Origin of the sequence: Paractinoplanes tereljensis (genome assembly GCF_016862435.1) — a bacterium.
In the GTDB taxonomy this organism is placed as follows: Bacteria; Actinomycetota; Actinomycetes; order Mycobacteriales; family Micromonosporaceae; genus Actinoplanes; species Actinoplanes tereljensis.
Window position 1 is genome coordinate 220,075 of record NZ_BOMY01000013.1, and the last position, 26,819, is coordinate 246,893.

A 26,819-nucleotide genomic window follows, 5' to 3' on the forward strand; every position below is an offset into this window, starting at 1 on the left:
ATCGCCCAATATCACCGTCTCACTTCACCCCGGAAGGTCCGCCAACCGATGGAAGCGTCTCGCCCTGCGGATGTCTCGCATTACCTCGGCGTGTTCCGCCGGCACTGGTGGATCGCCCTGGTCGCGACGGGCGCCGGGTTGGGTGCGGGCGCGGCGCTGACCAGCGCCCTGCCGAAGGTGTACGAATCGTCGACCGCGGTCCTGGTGCAGGCTCTCGACCAGGACACGAACGCGTCGGGTGGCCGCACCAAGGGCAGCGTCAACCTGGACACCGAGGCGCAGCTGGTCGGCTCGGGCGCGGTCGCGGCGAAGGCGGCCGCCCTGCTGCGCAGCCCTCGCTCGCCGCTGGAGCTGGCCAAGAGCGTCTCGGTCGAGGTGCCGGCGAACACCACGGTCCTGGTGATCACGTTCAAGGCCGGCAACCCGCAGGAGGCCCAGGCCGGGTCGCACTCGTTCGCCGAGGCGTACCTGCGTAATCGCGAGGAGACCGCGCAGAGCGGCCTCGACCAGCAGATCAAGACCCTCACCACCAAGATCAAGCAGCTCACCACCACGATGACCGGGATCAACGCCCGGCTGTCCCGGGCGCTCAAGGGCAGCCCGGACGAGAGCAACCTGCAGAGCCTGCGCAACAACTCGCAGAACCAGCTGAACGGGCTGACCGGCCGGCTCAACGAGCTGACCACCACCACGGTCGGGGCCGGCAGCATCATCAGCGACGCCCGCCTGCCGGAGACCCCGATCAGCCCGAACGGCATGGTCAACCTGGCCACCGGCGGCATGATCGGCCTGCTGTTCGGCTGCGCGCTCGCGTTCCTGCGGGAGCGCTTCGACCGCCGGCTGCGCACCGCCGCCGACGTGCGCGACCGGGGCCGGGTCAACGTGCTGGCCGCCCTGGACGAACGCACCACGCCGCACTTCGACGACGTGCTCCAGCCGTACGGCGCGGGCGGCCGGGTGTTCAACCGGCTGCGCAACGAGATCCTCGCGACGCTGCGCCCCAGCGACCAGGTGATCGTGGTGACCGGCGCCAGCCGCGGCTCGGCCGCCACCCTGGTCGCCGCGAACCTGGCCGCCGCCCTGGCCCGGACCGGCAGCGACGTGGTGCTGATCGGCGCGCACCTGCCGGACAGCGTGATGGACGCGGCCCCGCTCGCCCGGATGCTCGGCGTGTCGGCCGTGCCCGGCCTGTCCGACCTGCTGGCCGGCCGGGTCGGCCTGGCCCGGGCACTGCAGCGCACCCCGCGCATCCCGTCGCTGCGGGTGATCACCACCGGCGGCGCGGCCACCGCGGCCGGCCTGATGCAGTCGCAGCGACTCAAGGACACCCTGGAGACGCTGCGCCGGCAGGGCGGTTACATCGTCATCGAGGCGCCCTCGACCAGCAGCAGCGCCGACGCGCAGAGTTTGGCCAGCCTGGCCGACGCGGCCCTGCTCGCGGTGGAGCTGCGCCGGTCCCGCCGGCCCGCCCTGCTGGACGCGGCCGAGCAGCTGCAGCGGGTCGGCACGCCCCTGCTCGGGGCCGTGGTGCTGCCCCGGCTGTCCGGCCCGCGGGTCGCCGAGGCCACCGCGCCGGCCGTCACGCTGGCGCCCTCGCCGGCCGGCGACAAGCCGCACGTGGACCGGGGTGCTGCCGCGCTGGACAACCCGATGAGCGACGGTGACCTCACCCAGCCGATGCGCTTCCCGACCAACACCATGTCGGCCGCCGAGAAGGCCGCCAAGGCGGCGCAGGCCGAGAAGGCCGCCGCCCGGTCCGCCGCGAACGAGAAGACCGCGGAGAAGCCGCAGGTGCGCCCGCGCTCGGGTCGCGTCGCCGACGAGATCACCGCGGTCATCGACATGTCCGGCCTCAAGGACGAGCTGGTCAAGGAGAGCACGAGCACCGACGGTACGGCCATGGACGGCGACGGGAAGTGAGCCTGGCAGCCCCGGTCACCGAGCGAATCGGCGGCCCGGCCCACGGCGCGCCCAAGATCACCACCCTGCCGGCCTGGCCGGTGGCGAGCATCCTGGTGTTCTATCCGCTGTGGTGGGCGCTCGGTCTCGGCGTACTCATCTTCGCGGCGATGGCCGTACCCATGCTGTTTCTGCTGTTGAAACGGCGGACCGCGGGCCGGCGGGTGATGTTGCCGCCCGGCTTCGGCTGGTGGGCGTTGTTCCTGGTGGTGGTCGTGGTCAGCATCGGCGCCCTGGGCGCCGACCCGGTCGGCACGCTCCCCGAGCACGCGACCGGCCGGCTGCCGGCGGTCACCTACAAGCTGGTCATGTACCTCTCGCTGACCGTGCTGCTGGTCTACGCCGGCAACCTGACCGAGTCCGAGCTGCCCAAGAAGCGGCTGGTCAAGTACCTCGGCTGGCTGTTCGTGGTGACCGTGGCCGGTGGCTTCCTGGGCATGGCGGCCGGGCACTTCGAGTTCACCTCGCCGGTCGAGATGCTGTTGCCGGGTCATATCCGCACCAAAGGCTTCGTGCAGTCGCTGGTCCACCCGTACGCCGCGCAGATCATGGACATCGTCGGCGGGGACAAGCCGCGCCCGGCCGCACCCTGGGGATACACCAACACCTGGGGCAACAACTTCTGCCTGCTGGCCGGCTGGCTGCTGGTGGCGGCCTGGCAGAGCGGACGGGCCCGGCACAAGGCGTTCGCGGTGCTCTGCCTGCTCATCTCGATCGTGCCGGCCGTGGTGTCGCTCAACCGGGGCCTCTGGATCGGGATCGGCGTGCTGGTGGTCTACGTGGCCTTCCGGCAGGTGCTGGCCGGTCGACTGTGGATCGTCGGGGTGGTCGCGGTGGCCGGCGCGCTGCTGGCGGTGGCCGTGCTCGCCACCCCGTTGGGCGGGGTGGTCAACGCCCGGATGGACAACGGCAAGTCCAACGGCGTCCGCTCGTTCCTGATCGACCGGGCGATCGACGGTTTCACCGGCTCGCCGGTGGTCGGTTACGGCGGCACCCGGAACACCGTCGGCGGCCGCAACTCGATCACCGTGGGCGAGAGCGCCGGCTGCGAGCGCTGCGGCAACTTCACCGTCGGCGGCAACGGCCAGCTGTGGCAACTCCTCTACGCGCACGGCGCCGCCGGCACTGCCGGTTACCTCGGCTTCTTCCTGTTCGGCCTGTGGCGGTTCCGCCGGGACCGCAGCGCGATCGGGGTGGCCGGGAGCGCCGCTCTGGTCACCTCGTTCTCGGCGATGCTCTGGTACAACTCGCTGGTCACCCCCCTGGCCTTCACGGTTCTGGCATTCGCGCTGCTGTGGCGTAACGACGCGGCAGGCCATCAACTAGAGGGGGATAAATCCCAATGAGTCCGGTCAAGACCGCGCCGGCTGAGCTCACCGCCAACGACGCGGCGCTGCGCACGCAGTACCTGACCGAGGTGCTCGATCTCCTGTACCCGTGGCCGTGCCGCACCGACGGCTCGCCGGGCACGCCGATCGCCGAGTACATGGTCGTCCCGGACGCCCGCCGACCCCGTCTGCTGGTGCCGTCCGGTTCGCGCCGGGTGGCCGCGGCCGCGGTCCGCCGGTACGCCGAGCCGCAGTCGCGGACCGCGAAACTGAAGCGGGACGCGGTGGTCGCCGCGGTCCGCACCGGCGCGTCCGCGGTGCTGCTGCGCGACCGGGTGCGGGTCACCGGACCGTACTCGTCGAGCATCGACGGTTACCTGAGCGAACAGCTCGGCCGCGAGCTGGCGGTCAGTGTCCACATCGGCCCGGCCCGCGCCAACCGCAAACCGGTGCTGCAGCTGATCGGCCCGGAGGGTGACACCTTCGGCTTCGGCAAACTGGGCACCGGCCCGCTCACCCAGACCCTGGTCAAAGCGGAGACGAAGGCGCTCTACACGCTCGCCACCTGCGGCCTGACCAGGCTGACCGTGCCGCGGGTGCTGCACTCCGGCGAGTGGCGCGGCCTCGAGGTGCTGATCCAGTCGGCGCTGCCGGTCTGGCGGCCGCGCGCCCCGCTGAGCCAACGCCGGCTGGTCGACGCGATGCTCGACATCGCCGGGTGCTGCGGTTACACCGACTGCCCGATCGACACCAGCACCTACTGGCGGCAACTGCGCGACCGGCTCGCCGCGGTGGCTGACCGGCCCGAGGCGGCCGGCCTGACCACGGCGGCCGAGTTGCTGGTCAAGCACGCCGGGGACACCACCTTCCGGTACGGCGCGTGGCACGGCGACTGGGCGCCCTGGAACATGGCGAACCTGGCCGACGCGCTGCTGGTGTGGGACTGGGAACGGTTCGCCACCGGGGTGCCGATGGGCTTCGACGCGATTCACCACGAACTCCAGCGGCGCATCCAGTCGACCGGCGACGCCCCGGACGCGGTCGAGCAGACCGTGCGCCGGGCCGGCGAGTTGCTCGCCCCGTTCGGGGTGCCCGCCGCGGCCCGCGAGGTGACCGCCCTGCTGTACCTGGTGGACCTGGCCGTCCGCTATCTGACCGACCGCCAGGCGGAAGCCGGCGCCCGCCTGGGCGTGCTGGGCACCTGGCTGCTCCCGGTGCTGATCCGCCGGGTCGAGGAGCTTTGACCATGGACGTACGCAAGATGCCCGCCCCGATGAAGCGGGTGGTACACCTCGGCTCCCGGTCCTACGGGCGGCTGACCGCGCCGGGCCGGATGACGCCGTCGTTCCTGATCTGTGGCGGCCAGCGCTGCGGGACCACCTCGATGTACCGGGCGATGGCGGCCCACCCGGTGGTGCTCAAGGCCGTGCTGCACAAGGGCGTGCACTACTTCGACACCTCGTACGACCACGGCATGGGTTGGTACAAGGCGCACTTTCCGCTGCTGCGCAGCGGGGACAAGGTCGCCGAACGGTACGGCGTGCCGGCCCAGACCTTCGAGTCGAGCCCGTACTACATGTACCACCCGCAGGCCGCCGCCCGGATCGCCCGGGATCTGCCCCAGGCCAAGCTGATCGTGCTGGTCCGCGACCCGGTCGAACGGGCGTACTCGCAGCACCACCACGAGGTGGCTCGCGGTTTCGAGTCCGAGCGGGACTTCGGTTCCGCGCTCGCGCTGGAGCCGGCCCGGCTGCACCGGCAGGAGGACCGGCTGGCCGAGGACCCGTCCTACTACAGTTTCGCCCACCAGCACCACGCCTACCGGGCGCGCGGCGAGTACGCCCGCTACCTGAGCGTGATGGCCCAGCACGTCGGCCGGGAACGGATCCACGTGGTGGAGAGCGAGCGGTTCTTCACCGACCCGGAGGACGTGTACGACGAAGTCTGCGAGTTCCTCGGCCTGCCCACCTATCTGGAGCGACCGGCGTTCGAGCGGCACAACGCCCGCCCCCGCCAGGCCGACATGGACCCGGGCCTGCGCGCCGACCTGACCAACTACTACCTGGCCCACGACGACGCGCTGGCCAACTGGCTCGGCCGGATGCCGGTATGGCGCCGCACGTGACCGACGTCCTGGACAAGCCGGGTGCGCAGACCAAGAGCGTGGCCCGGGGCGGGCTGGCCAACATGGCCGGCTCGGCCCTGGCCGGCGGCACCGGGGTGGCGGTCACCTGGATCGTGGCCCGCTCGCTCGGGGCCGAGCAGGCCGGCGCGTTCTTCGCGGCGACCGCCGCCTTCGTGCTCGGCGGCGGCCTGGCCAAGCTGGGCACCCAGACCGGGCTGGTCTACTGGCCGGCCCGGCTGCGGGCCACCGGCCGGGCCCACCTGCTCGGCGCCTGCCTGCGCACCGGCCTGCTCCCGGTGGCGGCGGTGTCGGTGGTGCTGGCCGCGGTGATGTGGCTGGCCGCACCGGCGATCGCCCGGACCACCGCGCACGAGGCGGCCTCGCTGGTCGGCGCGCACACCGCGGCCCTGCGGGTGCTGGCCGTCTTCCTGCCGTTGCAGGCGTTCACCGACGCACTGCTGACCGCCACCCGGGGTTACCGGGCGATGCGACCCACCGTGATGCTCGACCGGATTCTCCGCAGCACGCTGCAGTTGCTGCTGGTGGCCGGGGCCGGCATCGTGGCGCTGTCGCTGCCCTGGTTCGCGTTCGCCTGGGCCGGGCCGTACCTGGTGGTGACGGTGCTCGCGGCGTACAGCCTGAAGAAGGTCTATGCCGCCGGCCGGCCGGCCGGAGCGACCACGCACCGGGACGAGCGGCGCGCCCTGCGCCGCGATTTCTGGAAATTCACCGGGCCGCGGGCCCTGGCCAGCGTGGCCCAGCTGGCGTTGCAGCGGGTGGATGTGCTGCTGGTGGCGGCGCTGGGCGGCCTGGCACCGGCCGCGGTCTACGCGGTCGCCGGGCGATTCGTGGTGCTGGTGCAGTTCGCCAATCAGGGCATCTCGCAATCGGTGCAGCCGCGGCTGGCCGAGGCGCTGGCCACCGGCGAGCGGCATGCCGCCAACCACCTCTACCAGACCGCGACCGGCTGGCTGGTGCTGGTCACCTGGCCGATCTGCCTGCTGGTCGCCCACCTGGCCGGGCACTACCTGCGGTTCTTCGGGGACGGCTATACCGCCGGGCGGAACGTGGTGGTCGTGCTGGCCTGCGCGATGCTCGTCGCGACCGGCTGCGGCATGGTCGACATGGTGCTGGCGATGGCCGGTCGCACCTCCTGGAACCTCGCCAACGTGCTGATCGCGCTGACCGTGACGATCGGGCTCGACCTGCTGCTCATCCCCCGGTTCGGCGCGCTCGGCGCGGCCGCCGGGCTGGCCTGCGCGATGGTCGCCAACAACCTGCTGCCGCTGGTCCAGGTCGGCCGGGCGGTCGGGCTGCACCCGTTCGGGCGCGGCACCCGGACCGCCATGGTGTTGTCGCTGGCCTGCTTCGGCGCGCTCCCGTTCCTCGGTCTGGCCGGCCTGGTGCTGGGTGTTCCCGCCTTCCTGGCCGGCGTTTGGCTGCTTCGCCGGCCCCTCGCACTCGACGCCTTCAAACCCATGAGGAGGACCCGATGAGCACGGACTACACCAAGGTGTTCCAGGACACCGCGGCGGTCGAGAAGTACGAGACCGTCACGTACGCACCGGACAGTTACGCGTCGCAGATCAACCAGCGGCAACGTGACTACCTGCGCACCCTGGTGCGCCGCGAGTTCGGCCCGCGCGCGCCGGTGCAGCACGACTTCGCCTGCGGCACCGGCCGGGCCATCCGCACGCTGCACGGGCTGGTCCGGGAGGCGCACGGTTACGACACCTCGGCCGAGATGATGGCCAAGGCCGACGAGGTGGGCTCGCATGCCGTCTGGCACCGGGTCGACGTGGCCGGGCCGGTGCCGACGCCGGTGACGGCCGGCTACCCGGCGATCGTGACCATGTTCCGGCTGCTGCTCAACGTGGACGAGGCGATCCGAGACCGGGCGCTCGCCTTCGCCGCGAAGGCGCTGCCGGAGGTCGCCTCCGGCATTCTGGTGATCGAGAACCACGGCAACGCGGGCTCGCTGCGGCACCTGCGGGCGCGGCGGCACCGCGCTGACCGCTGGTTCGCCGAGCTCTCCCACGAGCAGGTGGAGAAGCTGCTGGAACGGCACGGTTTCGAGATCGTCGAGCGGCGCGGCTTCTCGATGATCACGCCGTCGCTGCACGGCAACCCGCTGGCCCGGGTGGCCGACGCGGCGGTCCGGCGGATGCCCGGCACAGACGGATATGCGGTGAACGTTCTCTACACCGCACGGCGAATCCATGCGTAGGGGATTTCTCGTCGTGCTGGCCGCGGTGCTGCTACTGGCGGGCTGCACCTCGGAGGACAAGACACCGACACCCACGCCGTCGCCCGACATGTCGGGCCGGCCGATCGCCATCGCGGTCAACCCCGGGCCGTTCCAGAGCGGCCCGTTCGTGGCCCCGGCCAAGGGCGCCCTGGTCGGGGCCTGGATCAAGCCGGACGAACTGACCCACGTGGGCCGGCTCGCCGCGGTCGACGGCCTCGAGGCCAACCTCGGCCGCCGGCTGCCGATCGTCAACACGTACCGCCGCTTCGAGCAGATGGTCGGCACGTCGTCGGACAAGGAGTTCCTGGCCCAGGGCGCCACCCTGATGGTCAGCTGGGCCACCGGCGACAACCGGTCCATCCTGGACGGCGAGCATGACGACCTGATCCGCAAGCAGGCCCGGGCGATTCGCAAGATCCACCGGCCGGTGCTGCTGCGGATGCGCTGGGAGATGGACCGGCCCAACCTGCGGGCCACCATGTGGTCCGGCGCCGACTACATCGCCGCCTGGAAGTACGTGCGGAACATCTTCAAGCAGGAGCGGGCGACAAACGCGTCCTGGGTGTTCTGCCCGACCGCCGAGGGGTTCATCCGCGGTGACGCGCCGGAGTTCTACCCGGGCGACGACCAGGTCGACTGGACCTGCGTGGACGTCTACGCCGGCGAGAACTTCCAGCCGATCGGGCAGCTGATGGGCCCGTTCCTGCAGTGGGCCGCGGCCCACCCCAAGCCGATCATCATCGGCGAGTTCGGGGTGGCCAAGGCCTGGGGTTCGGCCAACCGGGCGGCCTGGCTGCGCGACGCCGAGCGGACCTTCAAGGCGAACCCGCAGATCAAGGCGGTCACCTATTTCGAGTCCGATCCGGAGGGGAACGGGCCGACCAAACAGTTCCAGCTGACCGGCGACAAGCTGGCGTTCAAGGCCTTCCACGCGCTGGTCAAGGACCCGTACTTCAATCCGTAGCTTCGTCGGGTTCGAGGAACTCGAGCCGATTGCCGTGTGCGTCGCAGGCATAGAGCCGCCGGTGACCCGGGAAGTGGGGATCCCACTCGACCGGGTGGCCGGCGGCTTCGAGTTTCAAAGCCAAATCATCAAGACCACTGACGAGTACGCCAGGATGCGCCTTCTTCGCCGGGACGAAATCGGGCACCGGCGACAGGTGCACCTCCCAGCCGCCACCACGGAACCAGCATCCGCCGCGGGCCTTCAGCACCGGCGGCTTGTCCAGTTCGGTCAGTCCGAGGACGCCGCCGTAGAACTGCCGGGCCTGGTCCTCGCCACCCACCGGAATCAGCAACTGGACGTGATGCAGCCGCTCGAAATTCATGAGCTTTACAGTACACGCGTACGGTTTAGCGCCCGCTGAGCCGGCGCCTGGGCCAGCAGCCGGAGCGCGTAGGGGGCGTCGTGCCGCAGGTAGCGGCCGGCCAGCCGGCGTGGCTCGGTGCCCAGCCGGTGCGCCCACTCCAGGCCGGTGCGCTGCATCCAGCGCGGTGCCCGCTCGACGTCGCCGGCCACGAAGTTGACCGCGGCGCCACAGCCGATGAACCAGCTGGTCGGCAGCAGCGGCTTCAACTTCACGATCATCCGCTCCTGCTTGGGGAAACCGAGGCCGACGAAGACCAGGTCCGGCTCGGCGTCGGCGACCTTCGCGCAGACCTCGGCGTACGCTCCGGGGTCTTTTTCGAAGCCGAAGTCCGGGCAGATCGTCCCGGCGATCTTCAGTCCCGGGTTTTCCGCCGCCAGGCGATCGGCGGCCTTGGCCGCGCCGTCGTTGTCCGGGTCGCCGCCGATCACGAAGATCGACCGCGCGTCGAGGCCCAGCCCCGCGGAGAGCGACCAGATCAGGCTGCTGCCGGCCACCCGCTCCGGGAGCGGGGTGCCGCCCAGCCGGCTGGCCCAGATCAGCGGCATGCCGTCGGCCACGATGAGGTCGGCGTCGGCGAGATGCTCGCGGGCCTCGCTCTCCCGCTGCGCCCGCCGCAGGATGTCGATGTTCGGGGTGATGATGCGGCCGCCGCGACCTGCGGAGAGGGCCTCGCGCACCACCGCGACCACCTCGGCCTCGGTGATCCGGTCGATGCCCGTGCCGTCCAGTTCGACCCGGTCGAAAGCCTCGATGGACACCCTCGCCTCCTTCACGCTTGTTCGCTCGTTATAAGGAGCGAAACGAGCGAAGGTGGGCCAAAGTGGCACGGGTGTTATTTCTGGGTGGATTAGGACGAAGCGGGACAACGCTCGTCGAACGTCTGCTCGGCGAACTTCCCGGCGTGTGCGCGCTCGGCGAGGTCGTCCATCTCTGGCAGCGCGACATCCGCGACGACGAGCGCTGCGGCTGCGGCGCCAAGTTCTCCGCGTGCGGGTTCTGGCGGCGGGTCGGCGCGCTGGCCTTCGGCGGCTGGCACAACGTCGACGTCGACCGGGTGCACTACCTGCGCGACGCGGTCGAGCGCACCCGGCACATCCCCCGGCTGGCCACCGCGGTCGAGGCGCCCGACGAGGTGCACGAGTACGCCGACTTCTACACCCGGGTCTACGCCGCGGCGGCCGAGGTCTCCGGCGCGCGGGTGGTGGTCGACTCGTCCAAGCACTCGGCGCTGGCCCACGTGCTGCGCTGGTCAGGCAACCTCGACCTGCGGGTGGTGCACGTGGTGCGGGACGCGCGCGGGGTCGCGTACTCCTGGACCAAGACCGTGCAGCGGCCGGAGACCGACGGCTCCTCGGAGATGACCCGCTACTCCCCCGGGCGTTCGGCTCTGCTGTGGAACGCGCACAACGCGGCGTTCAGCCTGCTGGCCCGGCGCGGGGTGGCGGTGCACCGGATCCGGTACGAGGAGTTCGTGTCCGATCCGCGGGCGTCGTTGACTTCGATCGCCGAGTTCGCCGGCGTCGACCTCGCACCGGACTCGCTGGACTTCCTCCATGCCGAGCACGCCGATCTGGGCGTCGGGCACAGCGCGGCGGGGAACCCGATGCGTTTCACCGTCGGACAGTTGCCTCTGCGCCGTGACGACGCCTGGGTGCGTGCGTTACCGCCCCGGCAGCGGCGCTTGGTCGGCGCGGTGTGCGCGCCGATGCTGCGCGCGTACGGCTATCCGGTGTTCAAGGAGGAGGTTCGGTGAACTGGCCGTCGGTTGGCGTCGTCATCCCCACTCGCAACCGGCCCGAGCTGGTTCGCAAGGCCATCGCCGGGGTACGTGACCAGCGCTATCCGGGCGAGTTGAAGGTGCTTGTCGTCTACGACCAGACCGAGCCCGACTACCTGCTCGCGTCCACCGAGGACGTACAGGTCCTGGTGCTCACCAACTGGCGTACGTCCGGGCTGGCCGGCGCGCGCAACACCGGCATCCTCGCGCTGGACACCGAATACGTGGCCTTCTGCGACGACGACGACCGGTGGCTGCCGGACAAGCTGCGCCGGCAGGTGGCCGCACTGATGGCCGAACCCGACTCCGAGATGGCCACGTGTGCGATCGAGGTCGAGTTCGAGGGGAAGTCCACCCCGCGACTGGCCGGCCGCAGCCGGGTCACGGTCGACGAGCTGGCCCGCTCCCGGATGGCGATGCTGCACTCGTCGTCGTTCCTGATGCGCCGGGAGGCGTTCACCGACGCCGCGGTCGGCCTGGTCGCCGAGGACGCGCCGGGCAGTCAGAACGAGGACTGGGATCTGCTCCTTCGGGCCGCGAGGCGGGCGCCGATCGTGCACCTCGACGAGCCGCTGGTGCGCGTGCTGTGGGGTCGCACCTCGCACTACGCCTACGAGTACGCCACCAAGATCTCCTCGCTGCGCTGGATGATGCAACGCCACCCCGAGATCAGCGGCTGCCGCCCGGGCGCGGCCCGGGTCTACGGCCAGTTGGCCTGCTGGTCGGCCGCGACCGGCAATCGCAGCCAGGCGTGGCAGTTCAGCAAGGAGGCGGTCCGGGCCAATTGGAAGGAGCCGCGTACGGCCATCGCGCTGGCCGCGATGACGGGTGCGGTCAAGGTCGAAAACGTGCTGTCCGCCCTGCACAAACGTGGCCGAGGTATCTAGAAGTCACCCTTTCGCTCACGCCCGATCGCACTGTAGTGTTCGGGCGTGTTCGAAATAGTTCGGATCCTTGAGTGCTAGCCCAACAGCGCCAGTCCGCCATCCTCGACCGGGTGCGCGCCGCGGGCGGCGTCCGGGTGAGCGAGCTGGCCGCCGAGTACGGCGTCTCCGACATGACGATCCGCCGCGACCTCGAGTCGCTGGCCGACCGTGGCCTTCTGGCGAAGGTACACGGCGGCGCCACCACGGTGAGCCCCGGCTCCGCACACGAGCCCGGCTTCGCCGCCAAGTCGGTGCGCCAGCGCGCCGAGAAGGCCGCGATGGCCGCCCGCGCCGCCGCGCTGGTCTCCCCGGGCGACGCGATCGCACTGTCGGCCGGCACCACCACCGCCGGTCTCGCCCAGCGCCTGGTCGACGTGCCCGACCTGACCGTGGTCACCAACTCGATCCCGGTCGCCGACGTCTTCTACCGGGCCGGCCGCCCCGACCAGACGGTGATCCTGACCGGCGGCACCCGCACGCCCTCGGACGCCCTGGTCGGCTCGGTCGCGGTCGCCGCGATCCGGTCCCTGCACCTCGACATGCTGTTCCTCGGCGTGCACGGGATGAGCGAGCGGGCCGGTTACACCACGCCCAACCTGATGGAAGCCGACGTCAACCGCGCCCTGGTCGAGGCGGCCGAGCGGCTCGTCGTGCTGGCCGACCACACCAAGTGGGGCACGGTCGGCATCTCGTCGATCGTCCCGCTCGAGCGCGCCGACGTGCTCATCACCGACGAGGGTCTGGATGAGCAGTCCCGTGCGTTACTGGAGGAAACCGTGCCCGAACTCGTCGTGGTGAGCGCTCAGTGACGTTCATCAGCCGAGACGCGATCCGTCTGTCCGACGGCCGCGAGTTGATCTACTTCAACGAGACCTCGTCAGATCGTGCTAGTTACCCTGACAAAAGGGACCTTCCGCCGCCTCCGCCGGCGTCCCAGCTTCGGTACGACCCGCTGGTTGACGAGTGGGTGGCGGTCGCCGCGCACCGGAATACGCGCACCTTCCTGCCACCCAGCGACGCCTGCCCGCTCTGCCCGTCCACGCCGGCCTTCTCCAGCGAGATCCCGGCGCCTTCCTACGACGTGGTGGTGTTCGAGAACCAGTTCCCGTCGTTCAGCGACCGGATCAAGCCGGACGAGATCACGTCGCTGACCGAGATGGTGCCGGTCCGGCCCGGCATCGGACGCTGCGAGGTCGTCTGTTTCACCAGCGACCACAACAGCGCGTTCGGCGCGCTCACCCCGGAACGGGTGCGCACGGTGGTCGACGCCCTCGCCGACCGCACAACGGAGATGTCTGGCATTACGGGCGTCGCCCAGGTCTTCCCGTTCGAGAACCGCGGCGTCGAGATCGGCGTGACGCTGCACCACCCGCACGGCCAGATCTACGCCTACCCGACCGTGCCGCCGCGCACCCAGGCCATGCTGGGGGCGGCCGCGCGCTATCGCGCGCGCACCGGGGGCGATCTCTACGCGGACACCCTCGCGGCCGAACAGAAGGCGGGGGTACGCATCGTCGCGGCCAACGAGCACTGGACGGCGTACGTGCCGGCCGCCGCCCGGTGGCCCTACGAGGTGCAGATCGCGCCGCACCGCAAGGTCGCCGACATCCCCGAGCTGTCGGATGCCGAGCGGGACGCGTTCGGTCCGATCTACCTCGACATCCTCCGCCGGTTCGACGCGCTCTTCGGAAAGCCGATGCCGTACATCTCCGCCTGGCACCAGGCGGTGGTCGGCGAGGGCCGTGATCTTGGTTACCTGCACCTGCAGTTGTTCAGCATCCGCCGGGCCGCCGACAAGCTGAAGTACCTGGCCGGATCCGAGTCCGCCATGGGCGCTTTCGTGAATGACGTGGTCCCCGAAAAGGCCGCGGAGACCCTGCGCTCATTGTGAGATCAACATTGCGCTGAGCGCATGGCATGACAGAGGGTCGTCGTATGGGATTCGCCTGGTCCAACATGTTCGTCCATCCCGACGACGACCCGCGCACCGACGGTGGCTTCACCGGTGAACGGGAAACGCTCATCGGGTACCTCCGCGATCAGCGTCTGACGCTCGAGTTGAAGTGCGCCGACCTGACCGCGGAGCAGATGGCCGCCCGGGCGGTGGAGCCGTCGAAGATGTCGCTGCTGGGCTTGGTGCGGCACATGGCCGGCGTGGAGCAGGGCTGGTTCCGGATCCACCTGGCCGGTTTCGACATGCCCCGGCACTACCGCGAGGGCGACAACCGGGACGGCGACTTCGACGGCGCGGTGGCCGACGAGGCGGTGGTCAAGGAGGCGTTCGAGCGGTGGCGCTCGGAGATCGCCTTCGCCGAGGACTACGTCGACTCCCTGGAGGACCTCGGCTACGTCGGCGACGGCGGCCTAGCGCTACGCGAGGTCCTGGTCCACATGATCGAGGAGTACGCCCGCCACAACGGCCACGCCGACTTCCTAAGGGAGCGGATCGACGGCCGGGTAGGCCAGTAACTCCCGAGTTTCGGGGCGCCCGCGGAGCCAGAGATAGAGCCTAAAAAATTAGGGGCGGGGGGCCCGGGACATAGGCCCCCCGCGGGGAAGGGACTGGTCGCTTGCGGCTCCGAGGAGAACCGAGCGGCGCCTGGGACAAGGCAGCCATCGGTGGGCGATCCCCTCGTCGTCGCGTCCAGCATCCGTTTCGCTGTAAAAAACGAAAGCGTTAACCCTCGGTTACGGAAACAAACATGCAATTTGGTGCATGTTTCTATAATCGTACGATCATGTCGCGGTTTTCCCGGAGGAAAGCGACGATCGGCGCAGGCGCCGTCGCCGGGGAACCGGCCTCTAACGGCGGCGCCGGGTCGTATTCGATGCCCAACTGGATCGACTGGGCGATCTCCGGCCCGGCGATCCGGGCCGCCAGGCTCAGCGCCAGGTCGACGCCGGCCGACAGGTCACCCTCGGGGTGTTCGGCGATCAGCCGCTGCACCTAGCGCAGCGGTTCCCGGTGCGCGACCCACCTTCCGGCCGCGGTCTGCCTTAGATCAGGTCGGCGACGGGCAGTTCGCGGCTGGCGTAGGCGACCGGAATGTGGTCGCCGATGCCGTACTCGACCCGGCGGCGATAGCCCAGCGGGGTCGGCTCGGTGTGCTCGAAAATCCGCTCCTGGGTGACCACCCAATAGGTCGGATAGCCGGCCGAGCCGTACAGGCGGGTCTTCACGTTGAGGTCGTGCAGCACAGTCTCGTCGGACACCTCCACGACGAGAAGGACGTCGGCCGGGCTCCACACGGAGAGGCGGGTCCCGACCACACCGACCGGAACGGCGTCCGCTCGGCGGACCCAGCAGTCCGGATCCGGTAGGGAACTGCCGGTCGGCAGTGTCGCGGTGGTGATGCGAACGTCGGCGCGTGGCAGCAGGCCGAGAAGGTGAACCATCGTGTCGCCATGCCAGGAACCGATGACCACGGGCCAGATCTCGCCCTCGATGAGCTCGACCCGATGGTCGAAGGCTCCGGCCTCGAAGGCACGCACGAACTCGCTCACACTCCAGCGGTAGACGAGGCCAGGCTCAGTCATACGTCGAGCCTAAAGATTCCTGACGCATACGGCGACGGCCGCCGGTGGGTACCGGCGGCCGTCAGCAGGAGTCGAATGCTCAGGCGAACTTGCGGGCGAGGTTCTCGTCCAGCGCGTTCATGAACTCGTCGGTGGTCAGCCAGGGGGCGTCGCGACCGATCAGCAGCGCGAGGTCCTTGGTCATCTGGCCGCCCTCGACGGTCTCCACGCAGACCTTCTCCAGCGTCTCGGCGAACTCGGTCACCGCCGGGGTGCCGTCGAGCACGCCGCGGTGCTTGAGGCCACCGGTCCAGGCGAAGATCGAGGCGATCGGGTTGGTCGAGGTCTTCTCGCCCTTCTGCCACTGCCGGTAGTGCCGGGTGACCGTGCCGTGCGCGGCCTCCGCCTCGACGGTCTTGCCGTCCGGCGTCATCAGCACACTGGTCATCAGGCCGAGCGAGCCGAAGCCCTGGGCCACGGTGTCGGACTGCACGTCACCGTCGTAGTTCTTGCAGGCCCAGACGTAGCCGCCCTCCCACTTCATCGCGGCCGCGACCATGTCGTCGATGAGCCGGTGCTCGTAGATGAGGCCGGCCTCCTTGAACTGGTCGGCGAACTCGGTCTCGAAGATCTCGGCGAACAGGTCCTTGAAGCGACCGTCGTACGCCTTGAGGATGGTGTTCTTCGTCGACAGGTAGACCGGGTAGTTACGGGCCAGGCCGTACCGGAACGAGGCGCGCGCGAAGTCGCGGATCGACTCGTCGTAGTTGTACATGCCCATGCCGACGCCACCGGCCGGGAAGTCGGCGACCAGGAACTCGATCGGCGCCGAACCGTCCTCGGGCGTGAAGGTCATGGTGAACTTGCCGGCCGACGGTGCCACGAAGTCGGTCGCCTTGTACTGGTCGCCGTGGGCGTGCCGGCCGATGATGATCGGCTTGGTCCAGCCTGGCACCAGCCTGGGTACGTTCGACATGATGATCGGCTCGCGGAAGACCACGCCGCCGAGAATGTTGCGGATCGTGCCGTTCGGCGACCGCCACATCTTCTTCAGGCCGAACTCCTCCACCCGAGCCTCGTCGGGGGTGATGGTGGCGCACTTGACGCCGACGCCGTGCCGCTTGATGGCGTTGGCCGCGTCGATCGTCACCTGGTCGTCGGTCTCGTCGCGGTACTGGATCGACAGGTCGTAGTACTCGAGGGGGACTTCGAGGTAGGGCAGGATCAGCTGCTCCCGGATCTGCTTCCAGATGATCCGGGTCATCTCGTCGCCGTCGAGCTCCACGACCGGGTTTGTGACCTTGATTTTCGCCATCGGCCGGCGCTCCTCTCCCGAAACACATGCTTAGCAGTACGAGCGTACTGCCCAGGGCCTGAAGATCGTCGACCGGCCCCGACCTGGAGTTATCCATATCGCTATTGCCCGTTCTACCTCAGGTCCCCGACTGGTGACCGGGTAACGATCGCATCGAACTATGTCTCTATCCGAGAAGCTCGACCAGCCACTCAGCCGACGGCTGCTCCTCTCCGGCAGCGCCGCGGTGGCCGCCGGCCCGCTGCTCGTCCGCGGCACCTCGCTGCCCGAGAACGCATTCTCGCTGGGTGTGGCCTCCGGCGACCCACTGCCCGACGGCGTCGTGCTGTGGACGCGACTGCCCGGTTTATCCGATCGGTCCGTTCCGGTGGAGTGGGAGATCGCCCTCGACGAGGGCTTCCGGCGCGGGCGGCGAGCCGGGTTCGCCCTGGCCCGGCCCGCACTCGGCCACTCGGTGCACGTCGACGTGCGCGGGCTGCGGCCGGACACGGTCTACTACTACCGGTTCCTGGCCGGCGGACAAAGATCCCAGACCGGGCGTACGCGTACCGCGCCGGCCGCGCACGCCAACCGGCGCTCGCTGCGGTTCGCGTTCGCCAGTTGCCAGGACTTCCAGGCCGGGTATTACACCGCGTACGAGCACCTGGCCCAGGAGGATCTCGCGTTCGTCGCGTTCCTCGGCGACTACATCTACGAGGGTGCGCGCAACGCGGCGGCGGTGCGCCAGCACGAGGGCACCACCGAGCCGTACTCCCTGGCCGAGTACCGGGCCCGCCATGCCACGTACAAGAGCGATCTGTCGTTGCAGGCCGCGCATGCGGCCTTTCCGTGGATCGTGACCTTCGACGATCACGAGATCGACAACAACTGGGCGGACGAGATTCCGCAGGACCCCGACCTGCAGACGCCGGAGGCGTTCCGGGCCCGGCGGATCGCCGCCTTCCAGGCCTACTACGAGCACATGCCGCTGCGCCGGTCGTCGCTGCCGCGCGGCCTCGACATGCAGGTGTACCGGCGGCTGCGGTTCGGCTCGCTGGCCGGCCTGCATGTGCTGGACACCCGGCAGTACCGCAGCGACCAGCCTTCGTCTCTGGCCGCCGCGCAGGATCCGGCGCTGACCATGACCGGGCCGGAGCAGGAGCGCTGGCTGGTCGACGGCATGCGGCACGGCGGAACCCGCTGGAACCTGCTCGCCAACCAGGTGATGTGGGCGCAGAACGACCGGCAGGCCGGGCCGGCCCAGACCTTCGACTTCGACAACTGGGATGGGTACCGGGCGCAGCGGAAGCGGCTGCTCGAGCTCTTCGGCGCCGGACACGTCGCCAACCCGGTGATCCTGACCGGCGACCGGCACTGCACCTGGGTCTCCGACCTGCGGCCGGACTTCGACGACCTCTCGACGCCGATCGTCGGCGCCGAGCTCACCGGCACCTCGATCACCTCGGGCGGCAACCCCAACACCGCGTCGTTCCACGCCACCTACGACCCGATCAAGGCGGAGAGCCCGCACTGGCGCTACATCGACAACCAGCGGGGGTACGTCGTTTGCGACGTCACCGCGGCCCGGCTCTCGGCCCGCCTGCGCCTGGTCGACACGGTCTGGGCCGCCACCGCGTCGGTGCGGACCGCCGCGGAGTTCGTGGTCGAGGCCGGGCGCCCGGGGATCGCCTCGGTGAGCGAGTCGCCGACCCCGCTGTCCGTCTCGGCCTACTCCGGCCCGATCTACGACGTGCACGACGATCAGGGCGTCTTCCCGCTGACGAAGTAGTTATCCACAGCCTGGAAAACGGGCACGCGGCAACCGTCGCGTGCCCGGCACAATCTTTCGCATGCCCCTCACCCACACCGTCGGCCAACTCACGGTCACCGCCTTGCAGGACGCCGAGGGCCCCTTTCCCGACACCCGGCAGGAGAGCTTTCCCGACGCCACCGCCGAGCAGTGGGCGGCGGCCGACGCGCTCGACCCGGCGGCGCGAGGCGCCGGCGGCGAGTGGTGGCTGCGCTACCGGAGCTACGCGATCCGGCACGGCGACGGCCCGGTCACCCTGGTCGACGCGGGCATCGGCCCAGCGGGGTCGCTCGCGGCCGATTGGGCCCCGGTGCCGGGTCACCTGCCCGATGAGCTCGCGGCGGCCGGCATCGCGCCGTCAGAGGTGTCCGCGATCGTGCTGACCCACCTGCACAACGACCACATGGGCTGGGCCGTGCCGCGCGACTCCCCGTTCAAGCGGGCCCGGGTGATCGTCCAGCAGGCCGACGTCGACGCCTACCGCGCCAACCGCGACCACGCCGGGCAATACGACCTGCTGATCGAGCCGCTGCTGGCACAGGGCCGGTTGCAGGTGCTCGACGGCGACCACGCGGTGTGTGCCGGGGTCCGCGTCGTGGCGACGCCGGGGCACACCCCGGGCCATCAGACGGTGCTGGTCGAGGACGGTGATGACAGCCTGCTGGTCACCGGCGACCTGCTGGTGCACGCGATCCAGCTGCTGTACCCCGAGCTGGCCTACGCGAGCGACATGGACCCGGGCCGGGCCCATGCCAGCCGGGCGAAAGCCCTGGCGGCCGCGGTCGCCCGGGGCACCACGCTCGCGGTCTCCCACCTGGGGCCGGCCTTCCATCGGCAGAGATGAAAAAGGCCGGGGAGTCCCCGGCCTTTTCACAACACACGCTCAGAGGTTGGCGACGTCCGCCTGCTTCGCGCGGACGGCCTCGGCGGCCTCCTTGAGACCGGCGATCTCGGTGTCGGTGAGCTTGTCCTCGACGACCTTCTTGATGCCCTCGCGGCCGACCTGAGCCTCGACGCCGAGGTAGACGCCGGAGATTCCGTATTCACCTTCGACCCAGGCGCAGACCGGCAGCACTACGCCGGAGTCCTCGATGACGGCCTTGGCCATCCGGGCCGCGGCGGCCGACGGGGCGTAATACGCCGAACCGGTCTTCAGCAGCGCGACCACCTCGGCGCCGCCGTTCCGGGTGCGGACGACGAGCTCCTCGATCTTCTCGGCCGGGAGCAGGTCGGACAGCGGCTTGCCGTCGACGGTGCAGCGCGACGGCACCGGCACCATGGTGTCGCCGTGCGAGCCGAGGGTCAGTGCCTTGACGCTCTTCACCGGCACCGCGAGGGTCTCGGCGATCGAGTTGGTGAAGCGGGCCGTGTCGAGCACGCCGGCCTGGCCGAACACCCGGTTCTTGGGGAACTGGGTGGCGAGCTGCGCGAGCGCGGTCATCTCGTCGACCGGGTTGGAGACCACGATGACGACGGCGTTCGGCGCGTACTTCGCGATGTTCTCGGCGACCTGGCGCACGATCTTGGCGTTGACCTCGAGCAGGTCCATCCGGCTCATGCCGGGCTTACGCGGGAGGCCGGCGGTGACGACGACGACGTCCGAGCCCTCGATGGCCTCGTAGCCCTCGCCGTTCGGGCCGGTGGTGGCGCCGATGACCTTGGTCTCGAAGCCCTCGATCGGCCGAGACTGGTTGATGTCGAGCGCGAGCCCGGCCGGCTTGCCATCGAGGATGTCGGTGAGCACCACAGTGTCGAAGACGTCGTACTCGGCCAGGCGCTGCGCAGTCGTCGAGCCGTAGAAACCGGCACCTACGACGGTTACCTTCTTGCCCATAGCTCTGCCACTTCCAGTCTCGGGTCGATTTTTCGCGACCGTATCAGTCGGTTAACGGCGTATTTCCCGCCGGTCCGCTTAACGCGAGCTAAGCCACTCCACGCCTATCCGGAAACGATGGCCCCATAGGCCGACGCGAACAGCGCCGCCTGGGCCAGGTCGATCTTGGCGCCGGTGAGGTCGACACCCCGCAGCTCGACCCCACCGAGGTCGGCCCCGCGCAGGTCGGCGCCCCGGAGCACGGCGTCGGAGAGGCGCGCGGCCGACAGGTCGGCACCGCGCAGGTCGACCCGGGTGAGGTCGGCACCCATCAGGTCGGCCTCCCGCAACCGTAGGCCGCCGAGCTTCGCCCCGGTCAGGTTCTGGCCACGCAGCGACACGAAACCCCAGTCGCCACCGTCCACGGCCAGCGGCCGCAGCCCGCAGTCGAGGAACTGGCTGCCGGTCAGCTTGCAACCGATCAGCGCCGCGTCGAAGAACGAGCAGCGCTCCAGGGTCGACTGCAGGATCGCCACCCGTTCCAGGGTGGCGGCGTTGAAACGGACGTTCCCGAACGTGCAGTGGGTGAAGACGCAGCCGGTGAGCCGCGCCTCCGACCAGTCGACGTCGTGGAACGCGCAGTCCTCATAGCGGACACCACTGACCTCCTCGAGCGCCCAGTCGACGCCCGAGTAGGTCTGGTCCTGAATGAGGTGTTCCATCTCAGTGATAGAAGTGCCGGGTGCCGGTCAGGTAGACGGTCAGGCCGGCCTTCGCGGCCGCCTCGATCACCAGGTTGTCGCGGATCGAGCCGCCCGGCTGCACCACGGCGGTCACCCCGGCCGCGATCAGCACCTCGAGCCCGTCCGGGAACGGGAAGAACGCGTCGGACGCGGCCACGCTGCTCTTGGCCCGGTCGGCTCCGGCCCGCTCGACCGCGAGCCGGGCCGAGTCGACCCGGTTGACCTGGCCCATCCCGACGCCGACGGTGGCGCCCTCGTGAGCCAGCAGGATCGCGTTGCTCTTCACGCTGCGGATCGCCCGCCAGGCGAAGGCCAGATCGGCGAGGACCTCGGGCGACGCCGCCGCGCCGGTGGCGAGCTCCCAGTTGGCCGGGTTGTCGCCGGGCGCGTCGACCCGGTCGGCCTGCTGCACGAGCAGACCGCCGCCGACCTGCTTGAACTCGGTGGGCGGCGGGTTCCACGCCGGGGCGACGAGCACCCGCAGCTTCTTCTTGCCGCGGAAGATCTCCAGGGCGCCGGCCTCGTAGGACGGCGCGACGATCACCTCGGTGAAGATGCCGTCGAGCTGCTTGGCCAGCGCTTCGGTGACCTCGCGGTTGACCGCGATGACCCCGCCGAACGCCGACACCGGGTCGCAGTCGTTGGCCTTGCGGTGCGCCTCGGCCACGTCGGCACCGACCGCGATGCCGCACGGGTTGGCGTGCTTGATGATCGCCACGCACGGCTCGGCGAAGTCGTTGGCGCTGCGCCAGGCGGCATCGGCGTCGACGTAGTTGTTGTACGACAGCTCGCCGCCGTGCACCAGCTCGGCCTGCGCGAGGCCGGCCGGCGCGTTCGGGTCGGTGTAGAGGGCGGCCTGCTGGTGCGGGTTCTCCCCGTAGCGCAGGGTGCCGGCCTTCTTGAGGGCGAGCCCGGTGAACTCCGGCCACTCGCTCGGCGCGAGGGTGGTGGCGGTCCAGTTGGCGACGGCCACGTCGTACTCCGCGATGTCGGCGAAGGCCTTCGCCGACAGGAACTTCCGCTGCTGCAGCGTGAAGCCGCCGTCGCCGAGGGCGGAGACGATCAGGGGGTACGCGTCGACGGAGGTGACCACCGCGACGGACGGGTGGTTCTTGGCGGCCGCGCGAACCATCGCCGGGCCGCCGATGTCGATCTGCTCGACGCACTCGTCCACGCTCGCGCCCGACGCCACCGTCTCGGTGAACGGGTAGAGGTTGCTCACCAGCAGCTCGAACGGCTCGATCTCGAGCTCGGCCAGCTGCGCCTCGTGGGCCGGCAGGCGAAGGTCGGCGAGCAGGCCGGCGTGCACCCGCGGGTGCAGCGTCTTGACCCGGCCGTCCAGGCACTCGGGGAAGCCGGTCAGCTCCTCGACCTTGGTGACCGGAATGTCCGCGGCGATGATCGTGGCGGCGGTCGAGCCGGTCGAGACGATCTGCACCCCGGCTGCGTGCAGCGCCTGGGCGAGCTCGACGAGGCCGGTCTTGTCGTACACGCTCAGCAGGGCCCTTTTGATCGGGCGACGGCCGTCCTCGGAACTCACGGAATTCGTACCTTCCTGTTTTCGATGGTCCAGCCCTCACGGACCAGCCGGCCGACCTGATCGACCAGCTGGGCCCGCTCGGCCACCTTGATGCGCTCGGTGAGCGTCTCCTCCGTGTCGTCGTCGAGCACGGGGACGCTGACCTGGGCCACGATCGGGCCGGTGTCGACACCGGCGTCGACGAAGAAGAGGGTCGCGCCGGCCAGCTTCACGCCGTAGGCGAGCGCGTCACGCGGGCCGTGGATGCCCGGGAACGACGGCAGCAGCGCGTTGTGCGTGTTGATGTAGCGGTCGCCGAACGCGGCCAGGAACTGGGCACCGACCAGCTTGAGGAAGCCGGCCGAGATGATCAGGTCGGGCTTGTGCTCGAGGACGTGGGCGGTGAGGGCCGCGTCCCAGTCGTCGCGCGTCTCATAGGCCTTCACCGAGTCGACGAAGGTGGGCACACCGGCGGCGGCCGCCCGGTCGAGACCGGCGATGCCGTCCCGATCGGCGCCCACCGCGACGACCTGCGCGCCATAGGCGGGGTCGGCGGCGGCGTCCAGCAGGGCCTGCAGGTTGCTGCCCGATCCGGAGACGAGGACGACCAGGCGGGCGGGCGCGGGGTCGGTCACCCGAGAACCCTATCTCGCGGGGCCGGTCACGCTTTCGGGGCGGGGGCGAAGGTACGGGCGGCCGCCGCACCCAGTGAGGCCGACACCGCCACCATCACGGTGGCGATCACCGCCACCTGCCACGGGTCGGGACCGATGGTGGCGAGCCGGCCCTCGCCGAGCGACCCGCCGGACGCCCGGCTGGCCAGGCCCAGCACCAGACCGGCCGCCGGGCCGGCCAGCAGGCTCCCGCCCAGCACACGCGACCAGGGCAGCTCGGGTTTCTCGCCGGGCCGGACACTGCGCTGCAGCCGCAGCACGAGAAGCCAGCCGGCGGCCATCGCGGCCAGCACCGGGATCGCCAGCAACGCCGCACCGGCCGCGCCCATCGGCCCGTCCGGCACTCCGGCCAGCAGCGGCAGCGCCGGCAGCTTGCCGACCACCACCCCGGTGAGCCCGACCTCGGAGCCGGTGCCGAGCGCGAAGCCCGGGCCGAGCAGATAGGCGGCCGCCCACACCGCGGCGTTCACCCCGTAGGCGAGGCTGACCAGCGTGATGCCGGCCTGCCCGGCCACCCCGGTCTGATAGACGGAGATCGTCTCGGCGGCCTGGCCGCCGTCCACCGCCACCGCCAGGCCGGTCGCCGCGGCCCCCGCACCCAGGATGAACAGGGCGGCCATCGTCCCGGTACGCAGGCCGTCGCGCACCGGGCCCGGGGTGCGGCGGGCCAGCACGCTGAGTGCGTCGGTGCCGCGCAGCGACCCGGCCAGTGAGCCGAGCAGACCCAGCACAAAGAAGTTGATCGCGGCCCGGGCCGGGGTGACCTCGGTGCCTTTGCCGTCGACCGCGAGCGACGCGATCGAGCCGAGCAGCGAGTAGGTGAGCCCGATACTGAAGGCCACCAGCAGCGCGTCGCCGATGCGATGCGAGCGGCGGGCCCCGATCGCCCGGGTCACGTGCAGGCCGGCCCGGTTGAGCCGCCAGATGATGAGGACCGTGAGCAGCAGCGGAGGCAGGCCCAGCGGTCCGATCGAGGTGCCGATCGGCACGCCGTGCCCGAGCAGCCAACCGGCCGCTCCGGCGTGCACGGCACCGCCCAGACCGCCCTGGCCCTCGAGCGTGCGGGCCATCCCGATGACCGCGGCCACCGGCAGATAGCAAAGGGCCGCCGACCACAGGGTGGCGAACGCGACCGCGACCGGCAGCGGGGCGTGCCGGCTGCGCGGCGGTGGTTTGCGCTGCCCAGGCACCTTGACCGTGGGGTGCTCGCCGAGTTTCTTCTCGTCGACCAGCACGGTCGGCCGGTCGCCGGCCTCCAAGGTGCCGGTCGGGCGGTCGAGTGCTTCAGTCGGGCGTTCGACCGGCACCGTCTCTCGCACGTCGAGAGTCGCCTCGGCGACCGCGAACGGGTCTTCCGAGTCGTCGGGACGATCGGTTGTGCTCGGCATCGCCGCCTACTTTTCCACGACAGAGGGCTTGCGGCGACGCAGATACAGCGGCGCGCCGCCAATCGGGTCACCTTGACCCGAGCGACGGCGCGCCGGTTTGGTTCGCTGCAAAATCAGCTCATGACCTCGCGCATGAGCCGCGCGGTCTCGCTCGGGGTCTTGCCGACCTTGACGCCGGCCGCCTCGAGGGCCGCCTTCTTGGCGTCGGCGGTGCCCGCCGAGCCGGAGATGATCGCGCCGGCGTGACCCATGGTCTTGCCGGGCGGGGCGGTGAAGCCGGCGATGTAACCGACCACCGGCTTGGTGACGTTGGCCTTGATGAACTCGGCGGCCCGCTCCTCGGCGTCGCCACCGATCTCACCGATCATCACGATCGCGTCGGTGTCCGGGTCGTCCTGGAACGCCTTCAGCGCGTCGATGTGGGTGGTGCCGATGATCGGGTCGCCACCGATGCCGACGGCGGTCGAGAAGCCGAAGTCGCGCAGCTCGTACATGAGCTGGTAGGTCAGCGTGCCGCTCTTGCTGACCAGGCCGATGCGACCGGCCGGGGTGATGTCGGCCGGGATGATGCCGGCGTTCGACGCACCCGGCGAGGCGATGCCCGGGCAGTTCGGCCCGATGATCCGGGTCTTTTGCCCACGCTCGACGTTCAGCGCCCAGAACGCGGCCGAGTCCTGCACCGGCACGCCCTCGGTGATCACCACGGCGAGCGGGATCTCGGCGTCGATCGCCTCGACGACCGCGGCCTTGGTGAACGCCGGCGGGACGAAGATGACCGACACGTCGGCGCCGGTCTCCTTGATCGCCTCGGCGACGGTCGCGAACACCGGCAGCGACACGCCGTCGAAGTCGACGGTGGTGCCGGCCTTGCGCGGGTTGACCCCGCCGACCACGTTGGTGCCCGCGGCGAGCATCCGCTTGGTGTGCTTGGAGCCCTCCGAGCCGGTGATGCCCTGGACGATGACCTTGGATTCCTTGGTGAGCCAGATCGCCATTACGTCACTTCCCCGCAGCCGCGAGCTCGGCGGCGCGTGCGGCCGCTCCGTCCATCGTGTCCACCCGCTCGACGAGCGGGTTGTTGGCGCTGTCGAGGATGGCCCGGCCTTCCTCGGCGTTGTTGCCGTCGAGGCGCACCACGAGCGGCTTGGTGACGGTCTCGCCGCGCTCGTTGAGCAGCGCGAGGGCCTGGATGATGCCGTTGGCCACCGCGTCGCAGGCGGTGATGCCGCCGAAGACGTTCACGAAGACCGACTTGACCGCCGGGTCGCCGAGCACGATCTCCAGGCCGTTCGCCATCACCTGGGCGCTGGCGCCGCCACCGATGTCGAGGAAGTTGGCCGGCTTGACGCCGCCGTGCGCCTCGCCCGCGTAGGCCACCACGTCGAGGGTGGACATGACCAGACCGGCACCGTTACCGATGATGCCGACCTCGCCGTCCAGCTTGACGTAGTTGAGGTTCTTGGCCTTGGCCGCCTGCTCCAGCGGGTCGACCGCGGACTGGTCGACAAGCGCCTCGTGGTCGGGGTGCCGGAACGCCGCGTTCTCGTCCAGCGTGATCTTGGCGTCCAGCAGCAGCACCCGGCCGTCGCCGACCTTGGCCAGCGGGTTGACCTCGACCAGCGTGGCGTCCTCGGCCACGAAGGCCTGCCACAGCTTCACCGCGATGTCGACGATCTGCTCGCTGACCTCGGCCGGGTACTGCGCGGCGGCGACGATCTCGCGGGCCTTCGCCTCGTCGACGCCCTTGCTGGCGTCGATCGCGATCTTGGCGACCCGGTCGGGCTGCTCCTCGGCGACCGTCTCGATCTCCATACCGCCGGCGACGCTGGCGATGCAGAGGAAGGTGCGGTTGGCCCGGTCGAGCAGGTAGGAGAAGTAGTACTCCTCCTTGATGTCGGCCGTCTCGGCCAGCATCACCTTGTGGACCGTGTGGCCCTTGATGTCCATGCCCAGGATGTCGGTGGCGCGCGCCTCGGCCTCGTCGGCGCCGTCGGCCAGCTTGACGCCGCCGGCCTTGCCCCGGCCGCCGACCTTCACCTGCGCCTTGACGACGACCTTGCCACCCAGACGCTCCGCGATCGCGCGGGCCTCTTGCGGGGTCTCGGCGACACCGCCGCCCAGCACGGGCAGCCCGTGCCGTTCGAACAGGTCACGCCCCTGATACTCGAACAGGTCCACGTGTCTCCTTTCGCTCGCGACGCCAAGCGCCGGCAAGCCGCACCATTGCGTCCCGACCTGTGTGCGCGGCGGCCTGTGGCGTCGCCGGCGTGAAGAATGTCCGGCCCGAAGGGCCTTCTTTCGCAGAGTAGCGAGCGCCGGACGCGCCCCG

The 26,819-nt window shown here is 70.3% G+C and carries 26 protein-coding genes; 14 read left to right on the plus strand and 12 right to left on the minus strand.

Going from position 1 to position 26,819, the window contains the following annotated elements:
• The first annotated feature begins 48 nt into the window (after nucleotides 1–48).
• From Ate02nite_RS10270 to Ate02nite_RS10300, 7 genes are read left to right on the plus strand one after another with little or no spacing between them, the layout of a single operon-like run.
• Complete coding sequence (locus tag Ate02nite_RS10270) at nucleotides 49–1,920, plus strand: Wzz/FepE/Etk N-terminal domain-containing protein (protein ID WP_203802739.1); 1,872 nt, start codon at nucleotides 49–51, stop codon at nucleotides 1,918–1,920.
• Nucleotides 1,917–3,305 carry a hypothetical protein gene (locus Ate02nite_RS10275; RefSeq protein ID WP_239147274.1) on the plus strand — a complete coding sequence of 463 codons (1,389 nt, stop codon included), beginning with the start codon at nucleotides 1,917–1,919 and terminating at the stop codon, nucleotides 3,303–3,305. Before Ate02nite_RS10270 ends, Ate02nite_RS10275 begins: the two co-directional genes overlap by 4 nt.
• The gene (locus tag Ate02nite_RS10280) at nucleotides 3,302–4,531 is read left to right on the plus strand and encodes a protein kinase family protein (RefSeq protein WP_203802741.1); all 1,230 of its coding nucleotides are present in this window, start codon (nucleotides 3,302–3,304) and stop codon (nucleotides 4,529–4,531) included. Before Ate02nite_RS10275 ends, Ate02nite_RS10280 begins: the two co-directional genes overlap by 4 nt.
• Before the next feature lie 2 nt (nucleotides 4,532–4,533).
• Entirely contained in the window at nucleotides 4,534–5,412 is an 879-nt protein-coding gene (locus tag Ate02nite_RS10285) for a sulfotransferase family protein (RefSeq protein ID WP_203802744.1), read from the plus strand.
• A complete protein-coding gene (locus tag Ate02nite_RS10290; RefSeq protein ID WP_239147275.1) occupies nucleotides 5,409–6,908 on the plus strand; it encodes an MATE family efflux transporter in 1,500 nt (499 codons plus the stop codon). The genes Ate02nite_RS10285 and Ate02nite_RS10290 overlap by 4 nt, the downstream gene beginning before the upstream one ends.
• Nucleotides 6,905–7,639 (plus strand): methyltransferase domain-containing protein, encoded by a 735-nt coding sequence (locus tag Ate02nite_RS10295; RefSeq protein ID WP_203802745.1) that lies wholly within the window; start codon nucleotides 6,905–6,907, stop codon nucleotides 7,637–7,639. The genes Ate02nite_RS10290 and Ate02nite_RS10295 overlap by 4 nt, the downstream gene beginning before the upstream one ends.
• Nucleotides 7,632–8,624 carry a glycoside hydrolase family 26 protein gene (locus Ate02nite_RS10300; RefSeq protein ID WP_203802748.1) on the plus strand — a complete coding sequence of 331 codons (993 nt, stop codon included), beginning with the start codon at nucleotides 7,632–7,634 and terminating at the stop codon, nucleotides 8,622–8,624. The genes Ate02nite_RS10295 and Ate02nite_RS10300 overlap by 8 nt, the downstream gene beginning before the upstream one ends.
• On the opposite strand, the gene Ate02nite_RS10305 is transcribed toward Ate02nite_RS10300, so the two are convergent.
• Together Ate02nite_RS10305 and Ate02nite_RS10310 are read right to left on the minus strand one after the other, a co-directional pair.
• Entirely contained in the window at nucleotides 8,614–8,988 is a 375-nt protein-coding gene (locus tag Ate02nite_RS10305) for a VOC family protein (RefSeq protein ID WP_203802751.1), read from the minus strand. The genes Ate02nite_RS10300 and Ate02nite_RS10305 overlap by 11 nt on opposite strands.
• A 5-nt stretch (nucleotides 8,989–8,993) precedes the next feature.
• On the minus strand, nucleotides 8,994–9,788 hold the full coding sequence (locus Ate02nite_RS10310; RefSeq protein WP_203802754.1) for a WecB/TagA/CpsF family glycosyltransferase: 795 nt from the start codon (nucleotides 9,786–9,788) through the stop codon (nucleotides 8,994–8,996).
• 62 nt (nucleotides 9,789–9,850) lie between these two features.
• Between Ate02nite_RS10310 and Ate02nite_RS10315 the strand changes: the two genes are divergently transcribed.
• The 5 genes from Ate02nite_RS10315 to Ate02nite_RS10335 all read left to right on the plus strand — a co-directional run bounded on the left by Ate02nite_RS10315 (nucleotide 9,851) and on the right by Ate02nite_RS10335 (nucleotide 14,202).
• Nucleotides 9,851–10,783 (plus strand): sulfotransferase family protein, encoded by a 933-nt coding sequence (locus Ate02nite_RS10315; protein WP_203802757.1) that lies wholly within the window; start codon nucleotides 9,851–9,853, stop codon nucleotides 10,781–10,783.
• The gene (locus Ate02nite_RS10320; protein ID WP_203802760.1) at nucleotides 10,780–11,694 is read left to right on the plus strand and encodes a glycosyltransferase family 2 protein; all 915 of its coding nucleotides are present in this window, start codon (nucleotides 10,780–10,782) and stop codon (nucleotides 11,692–11,694) included. Before Ate02nite_RS10315 ends, Ate02nite_RS10320 begins: the two co-directional genes overlap by 4 nt.
• 71 nt (nucleotides 11,695–11,765) lie before the next feature.
• Entirely contained in the window at nucleotides 11,766–12,542 is a 777-nt protein-coding gene (locus Ate02nite_RS10325; protein WP_203802763.1) for a DeoR/GlpR family DNA-binding transcription regulator, read from the plus strand.
• 5 nt (nucleotides 12,543–12,547) lie between these two features.
• Nucleotides 12,548–13,624 (plus strand): galactose-1-phosphate uridylyltransferase, encoded by a 1,077-nt coding sequence (gene galT / locus Ate02nite_RS10330; RefSeq protein WP_438871183.1) that lies wholly within the window; start codon nucleotides 12,548–12,550, stop codon nucleotides 13,622–13,624.
• Between the two features lie 44 nt (nucleotides 13,625–13,668).
• Nucleotides 13,669–14,202: a DinB family protein gene (locus Ate02nite_RS10335; protein WP_203802769.1), complete on the plus strand. Its 534-nt coding sequence runs from the start codon at nucleotides 13,669–13,671 to the stop codon at nucleotides 14,200–14,202.
• 253 nt (nucleotides 14,203–14,455) lie between these two features.
• Here the strand turns inward: Ate02nite_RS10335 and Ate02nite_RS10340 are convergent, their stop codons facing one another.
• The 3 genes from Ate02nite_RS10340 to Ate02nite_RS10350 form a co-directional block, all read right to left on the minus strand.
• Nucleotides 14,456–14,680 carry a hypothetical protein gene (locus Ate02nite_RS10340; RefSeq protein ID WP_203802772.1) on the minus strand — a complete coding sequence of 75 codons (225 nt, stop codon included), beginning with the start codon at nucleotides 14,678–14,680 and terminating at the stop codon, nucleotides 14,456–14,458.
• Between the two features lie 50 nt (nucleotides 14,681–14,730).
• Nucleotides 14,731–15,270 carry a Uma2 family endonuclease gene (locus Ate02nite_RS10345; RefSeq protein ID WP_203802775.1) on the minus strand — a complete coding sequence of 180 codons (540 nt, stop codon included), beginning with the start codon at nucleotides 15,268–15,270 and terminating at the stop codon, nucleotides 14,731–14,733.
• A 79-nt stretch (nucleotides 15,271–15,349) separates the two neighbouring features.
• Entirely contained in the window at nucleotides 15,350–16,564 is a 1,215-nt protein-coding gene (locus tag Ate02nite_RS10350) for an NADP-dependent isocitrate dehydrogenase (protein WP_203802778.1), read from the minus strand.
• Nucleotides 16,565–16,724: 160 nt separating this feature from the next.
• Here Ate02nite_RS10350 and Ate02nite_RS10355 point away from each other — a divergent pair, with 160 nt between their 5' ends.
• Nucleotides 16,725–18,332 (plus strand): alkaline phosphatase D family protein, encoded by a 1,608-nt coding sequence (locus Ate02nite_RS10355; protein WP_203802780.1) that lies wholly within the window; start codon nucleotides 16,725–16,727, stop codon nucleotides 18,330–18,332.
• Between the two features lie 61 nt (nucleotides 18,333–18,393).
• Nucleotides 18,394–19,197, plus strand: coding sequence for an MBL fold metallo-hydrolase (locus Ate02nite_RS10360; RefSeq protein WP_203802787.1), 804 nt, complete (start codon nucleotides 18,394–18,396; stop codon nucleotides 19,195–19,197).
• 39 nt (nucleotides 19,198–19,236) lie between these two features.
• Here the strand turns inward: Ate02nite_RS10360 and mdh are convergent, their stop codons facing one another.
• The 7 genes from mdh to sucC form a co-directional block, all read right to left on the minus strand.
• A complete protein-coding gene (gene mdh / locus Ate02nite_RS10365; RefSeq protein ID WP_203802788.1) occupies nucleotides 19,237–20,187 on the minus strand; it encodes a malate dehydrogenase in 951 nt (316 codons plus the stop codon).
• 104 nt (nucleotides 20,188–20,291) lie between these two features.
• On the minus strand, nucleotides 20,292–20,888 hold the full coding sequence (locus tag Ate02nite_RS10370; protein ID WP_203802789.1) for a pentapeptide repeat-containing protein: 597 nt from the start codon (nucleotides 20,886–20,888) through the stop codon (nucleotides 20,292–20,294).
• Between the two features lies 1 nt (nucleotide 20,889).
• Nucleotides 20,890–22,449 carry a bifunctional phosphoribosylaminoimidazolecarboxamide formyltransferase/IMP cyclohydrolase gene (purH, locus tag Ate02nite_RS10375; protein WP_203802790.1) on the minus strand — a complete coding sequence of 520 codons (1,560 nt, stop codon included), beginning with the start codon at nucleotides 22,447–22,449 and terminating at the stop codon, nucleotides 20,890–20,892.
• Nucleotides 22,446–23,063, minus strand: coding sequence for a phosphoribosylglycinamide formyltransferase (purN, locus tag Ate02nite_RS10380; RefSeq protein WP_203802800.1), 618 nt, complete (start codon nucleotides 23,061–23,063; stop codon nucleotides 22,446–22,448). The genes purH and purN overlap by 4 nt, the downstream gene beginning before the upstream one ends.
• Before the next feature lie 26 nt (nucleotides 23,064–23,089).
• Nucleotides 23,090–24,490, minus strand: coding sequence for a cell division protein PerM (locus tag Ate02nite_RS10385; RefSeq protein WP_203802802.1), 1,401 nt, complete (start codon nucleotides 24,488–24,490; stop codon nucleotides 23,090–23,092).
• A 113-nt stretch (nucleotides 24,491–24,603) separates the two neighbouring features.
• Nucleotides 24,604–25,485, minus strand: coding sequence for a succinate--CoA ligase subunit alpha (gene sucD / locus Ate02nite_RS10390; RefSeq protein WP_203802804.1), 882 nt, complete (start codon nucleotides 25,483–25,485; stop codon nucleotides 24,604–24,606).
• A 4-nt stretch (nucleotides 25,486–25,489) separates the two neighbouring features.
• Nucleotides 25,490–26,668: an ADP-forming succinate--CoA ligase subunit beta gene (sucC, locus tag Ate02nite_RS10395; protein WP_203802806.1), complete on the minus strand. Its 1,179-nt coding sequence runs from the start codon at nucleotides 26,666–26,668 to the stop codon at nucleotides 25,490–25,492.
• Nucleotides 26,669–26,819 lie beyond the last annotated feature (151 nt).